The organism is Chryseobacterium defluvii, from assembly GCF_014204415.1.
Classification (GTDB): Bacteria; Bacteroidota; Bacteroidia; order Flavobacteriales; family Weeksellaceae; genus Chryseobacterium; species Chryseobacterium defluvii_A.
Genome location: NZ_JACHLE010000001.1, coordinates 1,232,226 through 1,251,641, shown reverse-complemented (window position 1 = coordinate 1,251,641; position 19,416 = coordinate 1,232,226). Strand labels below are relative to the sequence as shown.

14 protein-coding genes are annotated in these 19,416 nt (G+C 38.7%); 11 read left to right on the top strand and 3 right to left on the bottom strand.

Annotated features, from left to right (window positions below):
* Positions 1–147: 147 nt before the first annotated feature.
* The 3 genes from HNP38_RS05645 to HNP38_RS05635 form a co-directional block, all read right to left on the bottom strand.
* Positions 148–1,752, bottom strand: coding sequence for a DUF4139 domain-containing protein (locus HNP38_RS05645; protein ID WP_184185749.1), 1,605 nt, complete (start codon positions 1,750–1,752; stop codon positions 148–150).
* Between the two features lie 18 nt (positions 1,753–1,770).
* Entirely contained in the window at positions 1,771–2,358 is a 588-nt protein-coding gene (locus HNP38_RS05640) for a rhodanese-like domain-containing protein (RefSeq protein ID WP_184185746.1), read from the bottom strand.
* A gap of 148 nt (positions 2,359–2,506) precedes the next feature.
* Complete coding sequence (locus HNP38_RS05635) at positions 2,507–4,264, bottom strand: amidohydrolase family protein (RefSeq protein WP_184185743.1); 1,758 nt, start codon at positions 4,262–4,264, stop codon at positions 2,507–2,509.
* Positions 4,265–4,463: 199 nt separating this feature from the next.
* Here HNP38_RS05635 and HNP38_RS05630 point away from each other — a divergent pair, with 199 nt between their 5' ends.
* The 11 genes from HNP38_RS05630 (at position 4,464) to HNP38_RS05580 (ending at position 19,415) form a co-directional block, all read left to right on the top strand.
* Complete coding sequence (locus HNP38_RS05630) at positions 4,464–6,242, top strand: histidine kinase (RefSeq protein ID WP_317166704.1); 1,779 nt, start codon at positions 4,464–4,466, stop codon at positions 6,240–6,242.
* 60 nt (positions 6,243–6,302) lie between these two features.
* On the top strand, positions 6,303–7,037 hold the full coding sequence (locus tag HNP38_RS05625; protein WP_184185729.1) for a LytR/AlgR family response regulator transcription factor: 735 nt from the start codon (positions 6,303–6,305) through the stop codon (positions 7,035–7,037).
* Positions 7,038–7,110: 73 nt separating this feature from the next.
* Complete coding sequence (locus HNP38_RS05620) at positions 7,111–7,653, top strand: lipocalin family protein (protein WP_184185726.1); 543 nt, start codon at positions 7,111–7,113, stop codon at positions 7,651–7,653.
* A gap of 218 nt (positions 7,654–7,871) precedes the next feature.
* Entirely contained in the window at positions 7,872–9,131 is a 1,260-nt protein-coding gene (locus HNP38_RS05615) for a CinA family nicotinamide mononucleotide deamidase-related protein (protein ID WP_184185723.1), read from the top strand.
* Positions 9,132–9,237: 106 nt separating this feature from the next.
* Entirely contained in the window at positions 9,238–11,295 is a 2,058-nt protein-coding gene (locus tag HNP38_RS05610; protein ID WP_184185720.1) for a M13 family metallopeptidase, read from the top strand.
* Positions 11,296–11,703: 408 nt separating this feature from the next.
* A complete protein-coding gene (locus HNP38_RS05605) occupies positions 11,704–13,800 on the top strand; it encodes a M13 family metallopeptidase (RefSeq protein WP_184185717.1) in 2,097 nt (698 codons plus the stop codon).
* A 260-nt stretch (positions 13,801–14,060) separates the two neighbouring features.
* A complete protein-coding gene (mutY, locus tag HNP38_RS05600; protein WP_184185714.1) occupies positions 14,061–15,089 on the top strand; it encodes an A/G-specific adenine glycosylase in 1,029 nt (342 codons plus the stop codon).
* Between the two features lie 286 nt (positions 15,090–15,375).
* A complete protein-coding gene (gene gldD / locus HNP38_RS05595) occupies positions 15,376–15,933 on the top strand; it encodes a gliding motility lipoprotein GldD (protein WP_184185711.1) in 558 nt (185 codons plus the stop codon).
* A gap of 27 nt (positions 15,934–15,960) precedes the next feature.
* Positions 15,961–16,884 carry a PfkB family carbohydrate kinase gene (locus HNP38_RS05590; protein WP_184185708.1) on the top strand — a complete coding sequence of 308 codons (924 nt, stop codon included), beginning with the start codon at positions 15,961–15,963 and terminating at the stop codon, positions 16,882–16,884.
* A gap of 87 nt (positions 16,885–16,971) precedes the next feature.
* Complete coding sequence (locus HNP38_RS05585) at positions 16,972–18,336, top strand: peptidylprolyl isomerase (protein ID WP_184185705.1); 1,365 nt, start codon at positions 16,972–16,974, stop codon at positions 18,334–18,336.
* Between the two features lie 89 nt (positions 18,337–18,425).
* Positions 18,426–19,415 (top strand): NAD(P)H-dependent flavin oxidoreductase, encoded by a 990-nt coding sequence (locus HNP38_RS05580; protein ID WP_228460952.1) that lies wholly within the window; start codon positions 18,426–18,428, stop codon positions 19,413–19,415.
* The last annotated feature ends 1 nt before the right edge of the window (position 19,416 follow it).

Genomic DNA, 19,416 nt, shown 5'->3' with positions numbered 1-19,416 from the left:
AAGTAAAATTACCCGGATTAAGAACCCGAAAACGGAAGACTTGGTGAAACCGCTTTTTGACTTGGTAGAATGTTCAAAAGAAAAGACAGCCGGTAAGAGCTGTCTTTAGAATGGATTGTTTTATTTTTTGAGTTGACAATAATCTGGTTACCTGCTGTAATACTGTACCTGTATTTCTTTAGGATATTTTACTTCAAAAGAGAAACCGATCTTTTCTGAACTTCCGCTGCCTATCTTTCTGTTCCAGAGAATGCTTCCGGTTTTTTCATCGAAATTCCCGTCTCCCAGTTCCAGTGCTTTTACCAGAATTTTAGAGCTTTCGCTTATTGGAAGTTGATCAAGGATCTCAAGGTCAATACTTTCTTTGGTATTGTTCCTGATTGTGATCTGGTAAGATTCTGTTTCCCACTTGCTGGAATTGAGTGCTTTCTGGGAAGTTTTGTCTTCAAGCTTTATTCTTTTTACAACAATTCTTTCATCTGCTCCAAGAGAAATTGGAAATTCATCTTTTACATAATTACTTGTGATATTGGTTTTCCCAATATAATTATCTTCAAAATAAATGTTCGCTTCTCCTGAGATCAGGTTCAGGTTTTGCCAGTCTTTTACAAAAGCCATCAGGAAAACCTGGGTGCTAAGCTTAGGGACTGTATGATGTTTATAGGTGGCTTCTATATTCTTTTTATCCAGGATCACATACTGTTCTTTTTCCTGGCTTATGATGGTCTGATCAAACTTCAGTTCATATAAAATATTCATTTGGTTGTCCGAAACGATTGCCACCGGGACCTGAGCAGGTTTGGTAGCAACTTCACGCATCTGATAAGCATTGGCCAGTGCGGAAACATCTTTTTTATCATAACCTGCTTTTGCATTCTCGTAATCATAAGCTGCATATTCCGCTACATAAAGAGGGGATAAAACAGGCCTGTCCTGGTTAAAAGACGGCTTGTATGTGGAAACAAAGAGTTTAATATTGTTCCAGTCCTGGCCCGTATTCTGGTAGATCTTACCTTTGTACACTATTTCAAGAGGTTTCTTTACAGACTCTGCCCTCAGGTCATAAGAAGGAACCCAGCCCGCATTGGCGACGATATAGCTTACTCCAAGATCCAGGTTTATTTCCTGCTCTGCAAGAATCTCAAGCACTAGCTCTTTCTTATTTTTATTTTTGTTTTTCAGAGCCTGCTCTTCTGCAAATTGTTTGTCGATCTTGGTAATACCCTCATCCAGTATGCTTTTCTGTTCATTCAGTAAAAATACCTGATTGTCTATCTCAAGCATTCTTTTCCTGTAAAAATCAGTAAGTTTGATCAGCTGTTCCTGTGGAGTGGATTTATCGTTGGTGGATACCTTGAGGTTATCATTGATAATATCCTGTTCTCCGGTAAGGTTTTTGATCTGGATGTTTAGAAGGCCGACCTGCCTCTGAAGTTTCTTTTTTTCCACTTCAAACTTTTTTTCTGATTCGGATAGCTCCTCTGATTTCAGTGAATTACTTTGGGGCGTGATCGAAAGCAGGGTGGTGGTCTTTTCAAGATTAATCTTATAGGTATTCTCATCGAGATCGTTGGGAAGATTGACGATCCGTACCGTATTTCGCCCTTTCTGAAGATTAACATGGGTGGTGCCGAAAACTTTTGCGCTCTGTAAAAAAATAGTTGCCTGTTTTACCTCAATTTCTTTTTTTATTTCCTGTGCATTAAAAAGGACAGACAGGAAAGCCGTTATTATTAAAAATCTTATTTTCATGATGTCGGAATTTAACTTTTACCTTACGGCTAATTTTGATTTTGAATCTGTTCCTTCAAATTCAATTCTCGGATCGTTAACGTCTACCAGTTCATGAAGCTCAAATACATTTTTATATCCATATCCGAATAAATTGATATAGGTAGGGATATTTAAGGCCAGCGTCCGGGAATTGTTTTCTGTTATTTTGGCAGATCGTGGCTGTACGGCTTTGGTGATGAAATATTGATCCTGAAGATCGGCAGCTGATCTATCCTCAAAATTATTATTGCAATAAATAAGGATTCGCGTATTCTTTCCTTCATAGTTCCTAAAGAAATTATCTAATGCCGATTGTGTAAAATCTGAAAAATTAATATTAACAGCTCCTTTTACATGTTTTTTATCAAACATCTCTTTTGACCTGGTATCCAGGATCACGGTGTTTTTTTGTTTTGATCTTTTCAGGAACTCATCAAGATCGATCAGCCTTTTTTCTCTGTGGGGTTTTACCTGGGTTACTAAGTCTTGCAGATAGTCAAAATCCACATGGGCTTTTTTTAATTCCTGTGCATTTCCGCAATTTATGATCAGGGATAGCAATGCTATGGATAACAGTTTGTTCATGATTTATTTTTTTAATTTCTGAAGTAAAATTACCCGGATCAGGAACCTGAAAACAGAAGACTTGATGAAACCTCTTTTTGACTTGGTGAAACAAAAAAAGACAACCCTGATAAGAGTTGTCTTTATATGATGGTACTGAAAAAACGGGTTACTGTATAAAATAAACCTTGGAGATCTTATTGTTTTTAATTTCATAGATAGCAGTTGCTTCCACCTTTTTGGTCGGATTCATGCCGGAAACACTTTCTTTATCAATGACGAAATTACCATTGATTATTCTTCCCTTCAATTCACAATGAAGGTTAGGAAGCCTGTGGAACATACTACTGTAATCTTTTCTCATACTTTCCTTTCCTTTGCTTAATAACTTATTCGGGAAGGAGTAAAGCTCCACATCCTCCGCATAAGGCTCCAGGAAAGCATCAATATCCCTTGCATTGTAGGCGTTCAGCTGCTTCTGAACCAGAATTTCAGGAGTTACTTTTACTATTTTGTCCGGTTCTAAAGCCTGTCCGTTTTTAAATACCAGATTTATTTTAGTAAGATTGTCCAAATTTTCAACAGGATCTGAATCCAGTAGGACCAGATCAGCAGTTTTACCCAAAGAAATACTTCCGGAGCTGTTTTCCTTGTTAAATATTTTGGCAGGATTAATCGTGGCGGACTCTAAAATCTGCCAATTGCTCATTCCGGCCGCTTTCATGGCTTTAAGCTCTGCAATGAATGATGTAGCATGCTGGGTACCGATGTTTCCCGCATCAGTACCTGCAGCTATCGTCACACCGCCATCAGCCAGTTTTTTTAAATTAGCCATCCTGATGGAATCTATTTTGGCTACATAGGCATTGATCTGGGGCAGATTAAATCTTGTCTTCAATTTTTTGATCATTAATGAATCTGCCGTATCAGACAGGTGCTTCAGATCTTCTATAGACCCGATTGCTCTGGGGTTGGAATTTTCCAGTTCATAGGTATTGTAGGCGTTTTTCTGAGCATAGGTTTTGTAGTAATTATCCGCTACAATGAGTGTAGGGCTTAAAACCACCTTTTTTGATTTCAACAATTTTACAAAATCATCAGAAACTACCTCATCTTCAATATTGTGTACCAAAAAATCTGCCCCGTTTTGAACCGCGATCTGTGCCGTGATCCTTTCTGTAGCATGTACAGCTACCTTTAAATTATTTTTATGGGCTTCATCAATAATTGCCTTTATAATAGGCTCGTGCTTTCTTGCAATAGATTCCACTTCTTTTCCTTCAATGATATACCATATTTTGATAAAATCGGGCTTGTAAGGAAGCTGATCCTGTACCAGTTTCTTCGCATCCTCTATGGATGTCACCAGGCTGAAAGGCTCATTTTTATCCAGTTTTTTATATACCTCAGGTTCATAGGTCGTCAAAAGAGGCCCTGTCATATATACAGTAGGCAGAGTAGTTTTCTGCGAAAATGAATTTCTGAGAGTAAGGAAATTATAGGTAGCTCCTACATCAATTACGGAGGTGATCCCGGATTTAAGGTAGCGCTGCATAAAATCTTCCATATTATCGTGAACCCAGTCAATTTCTTTTTCATAGGGAGTATGTTTCCTAAAATCCAGAGCATCAGGTCTGGCATACAAACCTCCGCTTTGGAAGAAATGAACGTGGGCATCAGTCATTCCGGGGATTAAGAATTTTCCTTTGCCGTTAACGATATTGGCATTTTGGGGTGGCTTTATTTTTCCGGAGGGTCTAATCACAGAGATGATATCTTTATTAATGATAACGGTCTGGTTAGGGATCAGCTTTTTATTGATAACATCTACAATGGTGACATTCTCAATATAAGTCTGTGCATGCAGTGTATGGATGAAGCAACTTAGAAGGCATGTAATAAGGAATAAATAACAATTTTTTTTCATGGTTTAATTAAGTTTCTTTTTATTTGAACAAAAATAACGAAACAAGCCGGATAAGATATTATAAAATTTCAAGGATGTGTTTTTTTGTTATTTAGAAAGCCTTGAATAGGGAAACTTGGTGAAAAGGGGCTTTGACTTGGTGGAAAATGAGAAACTATAGATAAAGATTTAGTTACTTTGCATTATAGATTGGGAAATAGTGAAATTACTTTTCAGGATCATATTAATCGTCATACTGGCAGTTGGAAATCTTTCCTTTGCCCAAGACTCTGCGCGGGTTTCAAAAGCCCTTAAATCTGCCTCGAAACTGAAAATGGCAGTTGATAATAATGATGAAAAAGGCGTTGCGGATACTTATGTAGGAATAGCCAATGACTATTATAATCAGGGAAACTATGCCAAAAGTGAGGAATACCTGATCAAAGCCAGAAATACCTATCAGAATTTAAAAGATAAAAAAAATCTGGAAGCAGTAACCAGGAAACTGGCACAGTCGCAGGAAAAGCAAAATAAAATCAACCCCGCCATCAGCAATTACAGTAAGGCGGCGGAAATAGGCTATTCCAAAGAGAACAGGGCCGTCAATCAGAATGATGCAGCAAGGCTGGCTTCTCCGTCAGCAGAATTGAAAGCCGAAGCCATCCGGAGCAATATAGATATCAGCAGAAAAGAAAATGAAAAAGGGGATCTGGCAGAAAGTTACAGCCAGATGGCAGATGTTAATATCCAGCAGAAAGACATTCCGAAAGCTGAAGAAAACCTCAACAATGCTTACCAGCTCTCCAAAGAGCAGGCTCCACAGCAAGCTTTGGAAATCAATCAGAAACTCACCAATTTCTATGTTGAAAATAAAAATTTTGACAAAGCCATTGAAGCCAAAAAGAAAGTGCTGAAAGAAGATTTCGTGAAAGAAAATTCTCAGGAAAAAGTCAATCAGATACAGGAACTGGCAGATATTTACATTAAGAAGAACGATGCTGAAGAAGCCGTTGGCCTGTTGAAGAATGCTTACGGAATTGCCATTGAAAAAGGCCATACCTTGGAGGCTCAGAAAAGTGTTAAAAAACTGGACAGCCTGTATGCTGTTTCAGAGAATACATCCGCCTCAGTAGAGCTATACCGGGATTTTCTGGGAAGACTTCCTGATCTGGTCTCCAAAGATAAAAGCCTTGTGGATGATAAGATTTTAGAAGATACCGAACAGAGAATTTCACAGCTTGAAAAGGAAAAGCAATTAAAAGATGAATTGATCCGTAAGAAGAATATCTTCAACTACAGCCTCATAGGGGCTTTGGTTTTGCTTCTTGCACTTATTGGCTTCATTTTCTGGACCCTGAAAAAAGTGCAGGTGAAAAACAAGAAAATTGCCCTGCAGTCGCTCCGTCGTGAGATGAACCCGCATTTTATTTTTAACAGCCTGAACAGTGTCAATCATTTCATAGCCACAAATAACGAGCTGGAAGCCAACCAGTATTTAACCAAATTCTCAAAACTCATGCGTGGGGTAATGGAAAACTCTACCGAAGACTTTATCCCTTTTCAGCAGGAATTAGACCTGCTGCAGAACTATCTTGCCCTGGAGAAAACACGTTTTACAGATAAATTCGATTATGAGATCAGTGTAGACGAAAATCTAAGTATGCAAAGCCTTCAGGTTCCGGGAATGCTTGTTCAGCCGTTTTTGGAAAACGCGATCTGGCATGGATTACGGTACAGAACGGAAAAAGGTTTTTTGAAACTGAATTTTGAAAAACTTAACCAGCATTTAAAGATCACTATAGAAGACAACGGAATAGGGATTGAGGAAAGCAAAAAACAGAAAACCCAGCATCAGAAAACCAGGAAAGGCAGGGGAATGAAAAATACACTCGAAAGAATAGCCTTATTAAATGATTTATACCGTCAGGAAATACAATGTGAGATCACAGACAAAAAAGATCAGCAGGGAGTTTTGGTGGAGATAAGTTATAAATTATGAGTTATGAATTATCATTTATCATTTATCATTTAAACTGTGTAAAGCCTAAACCCTAAATCCATGAAAATAAAAGCCGTAATCGTAGACGATGAAGTAATTGCAAGAGATGTTTTGAAAAATTACCTCACAAAATACTGCCCGCAGGTCGAAATTCTGGGCGAGGCGGAAAATATAAAAGAAGCCGTTCCTTTGATTGCTGAAAAACAGCCTCAATTGGTTTTTCTGGATGTGGAAATGCCTTTCGGGAATGCTTTTGATGTTCTCGAAGCCACCAAAGATTTTTCTTACGAAACCATTTTCATCACGGCATTCTCACAATATTCCCTACAGGCGCTCAATAAATCTGCGAGCTATTATATTTTAAAACCTATAGACATACAGGAACTTATTGTTGCCGTAAACAAGGTAGTGGAAAGCCTTGAAAAAAAAGAAGAGCTTAACAGGAACAAAATTTTACTCGAGAATTTAAAACTGAAACCGGAAAAGCAGCAGCTTATCCTTCCCACATTGCAAGGTTTCGACGTGGTAAGAACAGAAGATATTGTAAGGCTGCAGGCAGATGGGAACTTCACCCAGGTCTACCTTACGGATAATTCAAAAAAAATGGTCTGCAGATTTCTAAAACATTTTGATGACCTGTTGGAAAACCCTTTCGTAAGAGTGCATCGCTCCCATATTATCAATACCGGTTTTGTAAAATCTTACCATAAAAGTGGAACAGTAACCTTATCAGATAATACCGAAATTGAAGTTTCGGGCAGTTTTAAAGACAATTTCCTGAAAGTTTTTTCTTAGGATTTTTATTAGTTTCAGAGCCCAAAGGCATCATTTTTGACGTTTTTCATCATAACCACAATCTTATATGATTATGAAAAATATTCAGAAAATAATAATTCCCGTCTCCCTGGGAATTTTAGGATTGGCTCTTTTTCATTCATGCTCAGTAGGAATTCCGAAAAGAGCGGTTGCCGTGAAAAACTTTGATGCGCGGAGATACCTGGGTAAATGGTACGAAATTGCCCGTTTCGATTATAAATTCGAAAAAAATATGGATAATGTAACCGCTGATTACTCACCAAACCCGGACGGAAGCATTCGCGTGAATAACAGAGGTTACAATTACGTTAAAAAAGAATGGAAAGAAGCTACAGGTGAGGCGAGGTTTGTAAAAAACCAAAATGAAGCCCGCTTGAAAGTATCTTTCTTTAAACCCCTGTGGTCAGGCTATAATGTGATCGATATTGATGATAACTACCAATATGCACTGGTGGCCGGAAGCAGTTTAAAATACCTTTGGATACTGTCCCGCACCACAGAAATTCCCGAAAGCATAAGACAGAGGTTTCTTGAAAAAGCGAAAAAGATAGGCTATAATACCGATAACCTGATCTGGGTGAAGCATAATCAATAAAAAGGTAAAACCGTAAAATTGCCTAATACCATTTCACTTTTTAACGATTTTGCGGTTTCGCGATTTTACCATATATATGAATTCACTTAATACCACTTCGCTTTTTAGCGGTTTTACGAATTTGCAGTTTTACCTTTTTACAATTTCATCTTAAATCTATTGCCCGCTCACAACTTTTTCCCGTCATTTGTATAAGAATTTTTTTCGAAAATTAATATATGGAAAAAGCTGTTCTGATTACCATCGGCGATGAAATCCTTTCCGGAAATACAATAGACACCAATTCTAATTTTATTGCTGCCGAACTTAAAAATATAGGAATAAAAGTGATACAGATCTTCACTATTTCGGACGAGATCGAAACCATTAAAAATACATTACAATCTGCATTTGAGGTTGGAGACTTGATCATTACGACAGGTGGATTAGGCCCTACCAGGGACGATAAGACCAAAAAAGCACTTGCCGAATTTTTCAATGACGAAATTGCCCTTAATGAAGCAACCTTTGAACATCTGAAAAAGTATATGGAAAAACGCGGGCGCCTTGATATCCTCGAAAGAAACAGGGAACAGGCTTTCGTCCCAACAAAATCTCTGGTTTTCCAGAATTATTACGGGACGGCTCCGTGCATGATGATGGAGCAGAATGGCAAACTGTGTTTCAGTTTACCGGGAGTTCCTTATGAAGTAAAACCTTTGATCAAAGATCAGATCGTCCCATACCTGAAAGATAAATTCAATCTGAAATATATCAGTACAAGAGTAGTGTCCGTAGTGGAGGTTCCGGAAAGTGTTCTGGCAGATACCATTGAAGACTGGGAACTTTCCCTGCCTGAAAATTTAGCCCTGTCTTATCTTCCCGTTGGAACCAGGGTAAAATTGAGGATAACCGCTACTGGCGATGAAGAATTTGCTTTGCAGAATCAGTTGGAAGATGAAATTCAAAAACTGCTTCCCTTGCTTGAAGACCATGTTATTGCCACTTCGCAGGATAAGATCGAAACAATTCTTGGAGAGATTTTAAGCGAAAGAAAGCTCACAATCTCTACCGCTGAAAGCTGTACCGGAGGAGAACTGGCCAAAATGATCACCTCGAATTCAGGAAGCTCAAAATATTTTTTAGGAGGAATGGTAGCCTATGCCACAGAGAAAAAAATCGAAATATTAAAAGTTTCACAGGAGACTGTAAATCAATATACCGTTGTAAGTGAGCAGGTGGCTCAGGAAATGGCAGAAGGCTGCCAGAAATTATTTGATACCCATATTTCACTTTCCACCACGGGAGTAGCCGGTCCGGGAAAAGGAGAAGACGGAAAAGAGGTGGGAACTGTTTTTTATACCATCAGAATTAAAGATAAAGAACAGACTTCAAAACTTTATATGCCGCATCTCGAAAGGCTGGATTTCATGAATTTTGTTTCCCAGAAGGTCATTCAGGATCTGATCGGAATGCTGATATCAGATCCGCTGAAATAGCATCCGATTTAAGATCATCTGACTTCAAAATGAGGTTACTTCAAAATGAAAATTTCCGGTAACAAATTAGAGAAAATTTATACATATTGTATAAATTGTAATTATAATGAAAAAACTTACGCTTTCTTTGTTTTTATTATCAGGGATTTGTTCACAGAATATGGTCGTTGCTCAGACTAAAGCAACTAAAACAGTAGTCAATTCTATAGATAAAGGATTAGACCTTAACCTTATGGATAAATCTGTTCGCCCACAGGATGACTTTTATAACTATGTGAACGGAACCTGGATGAAAACATCCAAAATTCCGGCAGATAAACCAAGCTGGGGGAGTTTCAACAAGCTGGCTGAAGATACGGATAACAACTCTATGACGATTCTGAACTCCCTTTTAAAAGATAAATTTACGGATGGAAGCGAAGGCAGAAAAATACAGGATCTGTATGCAACCTATATGAATATGCAGAAGAGGAATACAGACGGGATCAAACCTATTCAGGAAAATATCAGAAAGATCGATGCGATCAAAAGTCTTGGTGACCTGCAAAATTATCTGATTTCTGCGACCAAAGCCGGAGAAAATACCTTATACGGATGGGGAGTGTATGCAGATCTTAAGGATTCACAGATGAATGCCGTATACCTGGGGAATGCCACTTTAGGATTGGGCAGGGATTATTATCAGAAAGTGAACGAAAAAAATACGGAAACTCTTGCTGAGTACCAGAAGTATGTAGCTTCTATGCTGAAAGAACTGGGCTATAAAAATGCTGATGAGGCAGCAAAAGGAATTGTAAATTATGAGAAGAACATTGCCAATACCTATCTTACCAATGAGCAGGTACGTGATGCAACGCTTCAGTACAATCCCCAGACCATGGCGGAGCTTTCAGCCCTGGTAAAAGACGCAGACATTCCTGCTTATCTGAAAAAAGTAGGCGTAAATACGGATAAAGTGATCGTAGGAGAGATCAATTATTATAAAAACTTTGATAAGCTGGTGAATGCAGAAAACCTTCCGGTGATCAAAGATTATCTGAAGTTTCACATGATCAACGGGAGCTCATCTTACCTGAGTGAGAAGCTTGGTGATATGGAATTTGCTTTCTATGGCAAATATTTACAAGGGCAGCAACAACAAAGAGCCCTTGACAAAAGAGGTTTTGAGCTGATCGATGGTACTTTGGGAGAGGCTTTTGGGAAATTGTATGTAGATAAATACTTCCCGGCTGAAGCCAAAGTTCAAATGGTGGAGCTGATTGATTATTTAAAGAAAAGCTTTGCGGTGCATATCAATAACCTGGCATGGATGTCTTCCACAACAAAGGAAAAAGCAATGACTAAGCTGAATAAATTTACAGTGAAAGTGGCCTATCCGGATAAATGGAAAGACTATTCCAAATTAGAGATCGTTCCCGAATCCAAGGGAGGAACGTTATACAACAATCTTCTGAATATCAAAGAATGGGAGTACAGTAGAGATCTGGCCAAGATCGGCAAGCCTGTTGACAAATCAGAATGGGGAATGACCCCGCAGACGGTGAATGCATATTACAATCCGGTAAACAACGAGATCGTATTCCCTGCGGCCATCCTTCAGCCCCCGTTCTTTAATCCGAAAGCTGATGCTGCCGTAAATTTCGGTGGAATTGGTGCCGTGATCGGGCACGAAATGAGCCACGGGTTTGATGATTCAGGTGCTCAGTTTGATGCGGAAGGAAACCTGGTAGACTGGTGGACACCCGAAGATAAAGCCAACTTTGAAAAAGCAACCAAAGCCCTTGCAGCCCAATATGACAAGTATGAGCCGGTAAAAGGAACTTTTGTAAACGGAACTTTTACCAACGGGGAAAATATTGCAGATCTTGGAGGAGTAAATATTGCCTATGATGCATTACAAATGTATCTGAAAGACAAAGGAAATCCCGGACCTATCAGCGGATATACACAGGATCAGAGATTCTTTCTGAGCTGGGCAACCGTATGGAGAACCTTATCCAGTGAGAAATATATGATCAATCAGGTGAAAACAGATCCGCATTCACCGGGATATTTCAGAAGCTTTGGCCCGCTGATCAACGTTGAGGCATTCTATAAAGCCTTCGATGTAAAGCAGGGAGATAAATTATACAAAAAACCGGAAGAAAGAATCAAGATCTGGTAAAAATATTTTAAACCGTTCAGCAATGAGCGGTTTTTTATAGGAATTTACTTCACCACAAAAGCCATAAAGATTAATTTAAAACACTTAACATAATTAGGATACTGCTTAAAAAAGAGGACAAAATACATCCGTTTTTTTTAATTTAATATTGAACCAAGCCAAAGTATTCCCTTATGTGAACTTTATCCTCAAACATTATCTTAACTTATTATACTTAAGTGTTAAATAAAATCCGGGAAAAAACTTTTGTGACTTTTGTGGTTGATAGATACAGTAGGCAAAAGACCTTCAAATGCAGCTCATAAAGCATTTCAAATGAGTAAACCCATATTGTAATAAAACTAAACATTCATTTAACATAAATTCGTATATTTGATAAGTTTGTGTAAAAATCAAAAAATATCCTTAATGAAAAAGCTAAATATCGGAATACTAGCCCTTTCCGGCATAGTATTTTTAAATTCATGCGGTACAGCCAAAACTGCTGAAGTAAGTACGAAAACAGAGACCGAAGTAGCAGTGTCTGAACCGGTGAAAGAAGAAATAAAAGATGAGGGGATCAATTTATCTTATATGGATAAAAATGTTCGCCCGCAGGATGATTTTTTTAGCTATGTCAATGGAAACTGGGTGAAAACTACCCAGATCCCTTCCGATAAATCAAGTTGGGGTTCTTTCAATGCATTAAGGGAGAATGTAGATGACGCTTCATTGGATATTTTGAATAAGATTTTATCTGAAAAGTATCCTGAAGGTTCCGAAGGGCAGAAGATACAGAATCTCTATGCATCATTCATGGATACCGCGAAAAGAAATGCGGAAGGTCTGGCCCCGATCAAGGGAGATCTGGCAAAAATTGACGCCATTAAAAACCTTAACGATCTGCAAAATTACCTTTTGGAAGGAACCAAATTCGGAGATAACTCTTTCTATGGATGGAGAGTGGGAGCAGATATGAAAGATTCTAAAATGAATGCAGTATATCTTGGCGGCCCGGATCTTGGATTAGGGAGAGATTATTATCAGAAAGTCAATGAGGCCAACACCAAAACATTGGCAGAATATCAAAATTATATAGCTAAGTTATTCGGTGTCTTAGACTATAAAAACTCAGCTCAGGCAGCTCAGAATGTAGTGGCTTTTGAAAAGCAGCTGGCTAATTACCTGCTGACCCTTGAGCAGAACAGGGATGCCAACCTGAGATACAACCCTAAAAACGTATCCGAATTACCGGGACTCGTCAAAAATATCAACCTGGCAAAATACCTTACGGAAGCAGGCGTGAAAACTGATAAAGTAATCATTGGAGAGATTAAATATTACCAGAATATGGATCAGTTCCTTACCCAAAAGAACCTTTCGTTGCTGAAAGATTACTTAAAATACCATGTCATCAATGGTAATGCAAGCAATTTGGATGAAAATCTGGAGCAGATCCGGTTCGATTTCTATTCGAAATACCTTCAGGGACAGAAAGAACAGCGCCCGATGAATAAAAGAGGCCTGACGCTCGTAAACGGAGTTTTGGGTGAAGCCTTTGGTAAGCTCTATGTTGAAAAATATTTCACGCCGGAAGCCAAGCAGCAGATGGAAACTTATATAGATTATCTTTTAAAATCATTTAAGACCCATATTGATAAACTGGATTGGATGTCTCCTGCAACCAAAGTGAAAGCTCAGGAGAAGCTGTCCAAATTCTCTGTGAAGATTGCGTATCCAGACAAATGGAAAGATTACACCCACTTGAAAGTAGATGCATCGGATCAGGGAGCGACCCTGTATTCCAATCTTCAGAATGTGGCCGCATGGCAGTATCAGAGAAGCTTGGATAAAGTGGGGAAACCTGTCGATAAATCAGAATGGGGAATGCCTCCGCAAACGGTGAATGCTTATTATAGCGGATCAAACAACGAGATCGTATTCCCCGCAGCCATCCTTCAGCCTCCTTTCTATAATCCTAAAGCTGATGCAGCAATTAACTTCGGAGGTATTGGGGCAGTAATAGGACATGAGATCTCTCACGGATTTGATGACAGCGGTTCCCGTTTCGATGGAGACGGAAATCTCAATAACTGGTGGACGGATGAGGACCGTAAGAATTTTGATGCCAAAGTAGCCCAGCTTGCAGCACAATACAGTGCCTACGAGCCTGTAAAAGGAAGCTTCGTTAACGGTAAATTCACAAGTGGTGAAAATATCGGCGACTTAGGCGGGGTAGCAGTTGCTTATGATGCCCTTCAGATGTATTTAAAAGATAACGGTAATCCGGGACTGATCAGCGGATTCACACAGGATCAGAGATTTTTTATGAGTTGGGCAACCGTATGGAGAACCAAGTCTACCGATCAGTACATGATCAACCAAGTGAAGACCGATCCGCATTCACCGGGATATTTCAGGGCATTTGGGCCGCTGGTGAATCAGGATGCATTTATTAAAGCATTTGACGTAAAAGCCGGGGATAAAATGTACAAAGCTCCCCAGGAAAGAATAAAAATCTGGTAATTATACCAAAAATTGTTAGAAAAGAAAGGGCATCAATTGATGTCCTTTTTTTGTATAATGTGATTGAAATATTCTGTAAATAAAGAAAACAAATAAACTTATCTTTGCAAATATTGTAGACGCTTCGGCTCCGCTCAGCATGACAGAAAACAGAAATTATAGGTACATCAAAATCTATCATTCATCAATTATCTTTTATCAATAATTTTCTGTCATGTTGAGCGGAGTCGAAGCATCTAAGCACACAAAACCAGATTTTTTTGAAAAAGAATACTCAAAACTCAGACTTTCAGCATATAGGCAACAAACTTCTGGATTGGTATAAAGAAAACGCCAGAGACCTGCCCTTCAGGCAGACAAAAGACCCATACAAAATATGGATCTGTGAAATTGTTTTCCAGCAGACCAGGATCAGTCAGGGCTTAAATCATTATAACAATTTTATTCGGAGATTTCCCGATGTACAAACACTGGCGGATGCTGAAGAAGATGAGGTTATATTATACTGGAAAGGTTTAGGGTACTATTCCAGGGCTATCAACGTACATAAAGCCTCTCAGCAGATCATGAATGACTATAATGGTGTTTTTCCGTCTCAGTATGAGGATATTTTAAAGCTGAAAGGAGTAGGGAAGTATACGGCAGCCGCTATTTCCAGTATATGCTTTGAAGGTAAGATTCCGGCAGTGGACGGAAATTTTTACCGGGTTTTAAGCCGGGTTTTTGCAGATAATTTTGATATTTCCAATTCCAGGGCATTCAATTACTTTTCGGCACTGGCGGAAATGATCATGCCTCAAAATGTAGGCGATTTTAATCAGGCGATGATGGATCTGGGTTCGGAGATCTGTAAACCGAAAAATCCATTATGCCATGAATGTCCGCTGCAAGAAGATTGTCTGGCTTTCTCAATGAACAAAACCTCGGAATTTCCGGTAAAAACTAAAAAAATAAAGACTGAAGACCTACATTTGAAATACTATTTTGTCCATAGGAACGGCAGATTCCTCATCCGGCAGAGGAAAGATGACTTTATCTGGAAGAAGCTGTTCGAATTTCCGGATTCCATTTCTGAAAAACTGGAACCATTCAGTAAAGGAACAAAGACAATCAGCCATAAACTGACCCATAAGAATCTGACCATTGAGGTGGTAGATGTGGAAGTGACGTCGGAAGCCGTTTGGAACGAATTTGTAACCCAAAATCAGTATATCATTACAGATCTTGAGGCTTCCCATGAAAAGTCTTTTCCGAAACCTTTGGAAAACTATATTCAAAATCAGAAATAAAATTTTAAACCACAAAAGACATAAAATTTTAAATACTTTGGTTGTAGTAAGTTAAAATATTGCTGTTAAAAAGCCTGCTTAAGCATCCGGAAATCTCTGATTTTCTTCTGATATGTTATTTTTTCAAAATATTGAACTTCAAACTTAAGTGTTCTAAAGTGTATTAAAATAAAAACCCTTTGTGACTTTTGTGGTTTAATTTATTTTTAAAAGATTTAAATATAAACCTACTGAAAGACTGAAATTTGTCTCCCGAAATCTGAAATCTAATTTGTACTTTTGCAAAATGATCAAAAACGTCATTTTTATTTTCGTATCACTTCTTTTATTGTCTTGCGGAAAAGACCCTGTTCCCAAGCCCTCTGGTGAGCTCCGTCTGGAATATCCCACACCGAAGTATCAGAAATTTGAGAACAACTGTGCCTATAGTTTTGAATATTCAGATTTTTCAAAGATTACGGATGCCAAAAGGCCATGCTGGTATTACATGAGCTATCCCAAAATGAAAGCCAAGATTTTCATTACCTATTATCCAATCCAAAATGACTTTGCAGACCATATCAAAGAAGCCGAAAGAATGGTATATGATCATACCAAAAGAGCCAGTGCCATCGATACAAAATCATTTGAGTATCCTGAAAAAAAAGTTTACGGGAACTTCTATGAATTAAAGGGGCAGAGTGCTTCCAACCTTCAGTTCTATGTTACAGACAGCACAAGACACTTTGTAACGGCCTATTTATACTTTAATACAAGACCAAAACCGGATTCACTGGCTCCCGCAGTCAATTATATCAAAAAAGATATGATGCACCTGCTGGACACATTTGAATGGAAAAAATAAATTATTTACAAATACATTGAAAAATATATGAAACTTTTAGTTGTAGGAAGCGTTGCATTTGATGCAATCGAGACACCATTTGGTAAAACAGATAAAATCTTAGGAGGTGCTGCCACCTTTATCGGGATCACTTCATCCATTTTAGGAGTGCCTTCGGGCATTGTTTCCGTAGTGGGCGGAGATTTTCCACAGGAATATCTTGATATGCTTACCGATAGAAACGTAAACATCGAAGGAATTGAAATCATAAAAGACGGAAAAACGTTTTTCTGGTCAGGAAGATACCACAATGACCTGAATACAAGAGATACTTTAGTAACAGAAGTAAACGTTCTGGAAAACTTTGATCCTAAAATTCCTGATTCCATGCAGGACTCCGAAGTTTTACTTTTAGGAAACCTACATCCGGGAGTTCAGTTATCCGTTCTTGAAAAAATGAATCAGCGTCCTAAGCTTGTTATACTGGACACCATGAATTTCTGGATGGACACAGCCTGGGATACTCTCATGGAAATGATTGCCAAAACAGATGTGATCACCATTAATGATGAAGAAGCAAGACAGCTTTCAGGAGAATATTCACTGGTAAAAGCAGCTAAAAAGATCCATACTATGGGTCCAAAGTTTGTGATTATTAAAAAAGGGGAGCACGGTGCCCTTCTTTTCCATGACAATAAGATTTTTGCCATTCCGGCTCTTCCGTTAGAAGAGGTTTTCGATCCTACCGGTGCCGGAGATACCTTTGCAGGAGGTTTTGCCGCGTATCTTGCCAAAAAAGGAAAGTTCGATTTCGAAACCATGAAATCTGCATTGATCGTAGGTTCTGCAATGGCTTCATTCACCGTTGAGAAGTTTGGTACAGAAAGGCTTCAGGAGGTAAAAGAATCCGATATGTTCAGCAGATTAAGACAATTTAAGGAACTGACAACATTTGATATTGAACTATCATAAATAAATCTTTTTAAGAAATATTTATAATAAAAAATTTAGTGTAATTCGTTAAGAATTCTAAATTTGCAACTTGTTTAAAATAGTAAAATGATAAATAAACTAAAAATAACTTTTCTTGTAGGAGTTTTTATGATGATGTTTTCCGGGCATATACAGGCTCAGTTACAGCAGGGGCAGTTGGTAGACGGGATTGCGGCTGTGATAGGAGATGAAATTGTTTTGGAATCCGATGTAGAAGAAAACCTGAACTATGCAAAACAGCAGGGAGCTTCCAATATAGATAAGTGTGAATTTTTGGAGAATCTGCTCAATAATAAACTTCTTGTTTACGAAGCCAAAAAAGATACCTTGATCGAAAACCGTTCTGTGGCCATTAAAGAACAGGCGAATGCAAAATATAACCAAATGCTTTCCCAGTTTCCGGACGAAAAAACGATGCTTACGGCATACAAGTTCAGGACGGCATATGAAATGAAGAATGCTATTGAAAAAATGGATACGGATACCTATTACGGGCAGTCAAAATACCAGAGAATTACCGAAAAAGCTGACGTTACTCCTAACGAAGTGACGGATTTCTATAACAAGCATAAATTACAGCTTCCTGAAATAAAAGATGAGGTCTCCCTGGCTCAGATCATGATGTATCCTAAATTAACGGAAGCTCATAAGCAGGAATTGATCGATAAACTTAAAAAGATCAAGCAGGATATTGCCGGTGGAGAAACTTTCGAAAGCCAGGCAAGGATCTATTCTGAAGATGAAGGATCTGCTGCCAACGGAGGATTGTATAAGAATATTAACAGAGGGCAGATGGTAAAATCCTTTGAAGCTACCGCTTTAAACCTTCAGGAAGGAGAAATCTCAGACCCTGTGGAATCTGAATTCGGTTACCATATCATCCAGTTGGTAAGAAGATCAGGGAAAATATATGATGCAAGGCATATTCTCCTGAAATCAACCCCTACGGAAGAGGAAATTACTTCAGCTAAGAAAAAATTAGACAGCATCAAGACATTAATCGTTGATGGTAAAATAACTTTCAAAGACGCTGCCTTCAAGTATTCTGACGATAAAAGGACTAAATTTAATGCCGGCTTGATCCCTGGTGCAGACGGTTCAAGTAAAATTGAAAGAGAAAGTGTTCCGGGAACCATCAGCTATGAATTGGCGGGCTTAAATAAAGGAGATATTACAAACGCTTTTGAAGATGAAGACAGTAGAAGAAAAGTGGTTAAAATTGTAAAAATTGAAGACGCTATTCCTTCACACCAGATCACTCTGGAAACAGATTATGACAGAATAAAGCAGATGGCCCTTAACAAGAAACGGGATGAAATGGTTGGGAAGTTTATCAACTCCAAACTATCCACAACGTTCATATCCATTGACAGCCGTTACGACTCATGTCAGTTTAGATCCAACTGGAAAAAAGAATCTTTAACGAAATAAATAAAAAACCTTCAGAACTTCTGAAGGTTTTTTATTTGAAACAGGAGGTAAATTCCTCAAAACACTTTGTTTTTTATTATTTTTACAGCATGGGTAATTTTATAGATTTCAATTCGGCTAAAAAGTTTCAGGAGATGCAGCACAATCAAAACAGGATTACAAACCTTTTCAACATACAATATCCGGTGATACAGGCAGGAATGATCTGGCACTCAGGTTGGAGACTGGCTTCGGCGGTTTCAAACTGTGGCGGGCTGGGATTAATAGGGGCAGGAAGTATGTATCCCGATATTCTGAGAGAAAATATTCAAAAGTGTAAGCAGGCTACCGATAAACCTTTCGGGGTTAATGTTCCGATGCTCTATCCAAACCTTGATGAGATCATCAGCATTATTCTGGAAGAAGGAGTGAAGATCGTTTTTACTTCTGCCGGAAACCCTAAAACCTATACTGAGACACTACAGAAAGAAGGCCTGAAAGTGGCTCATGTGGTATCCTCCACAAAATTTGCCATGAAATGCGAAGATGCCGGGGTAGATGCCGTGGTCGCAGAAGGGTTTGAAGCCGGAGGCCATAACGGTAGAGACGAAACCACTACTTTCTGCCTCATTCCCAACGTAAAAAAACATATTTCCAAACCTCTGATCGCAGCAGGAGGAATTGCCTTAGGTTCCCAAATGAAAGCAGCAATGATCTTGGGGGCTGATGGCGTGCAGATAGGATCCCGTTTTGCGGCCACCGTTGAAGCCAGTGCCCATGATAACTGGAAAAAAAAGATCACGGAACTGCAGGAAGGCGATACCCATCTTACCCTGAAAGAGCTGGCGCCGGTAAGAATGGTGAAAAATAAATTTTTTAATGAACTGGAGACCATTTATCAGACCGGAAGAAATGCAGAAGCATTAGTTACTGCTTTAGGAAGAGCAAGGGCAAAGCGCGGGATGTTTGAAGGAGATATGGAAGAAGGGGAACTGGAGATCGGGCAGGTCTCGGCTTTAATTGAAGATATTCTTCCGGTGGAAGCAGTATTCAAAAACCTTTTAAAGGAGTTTGAGGAAACAAGAATGCCGGTACTATAAT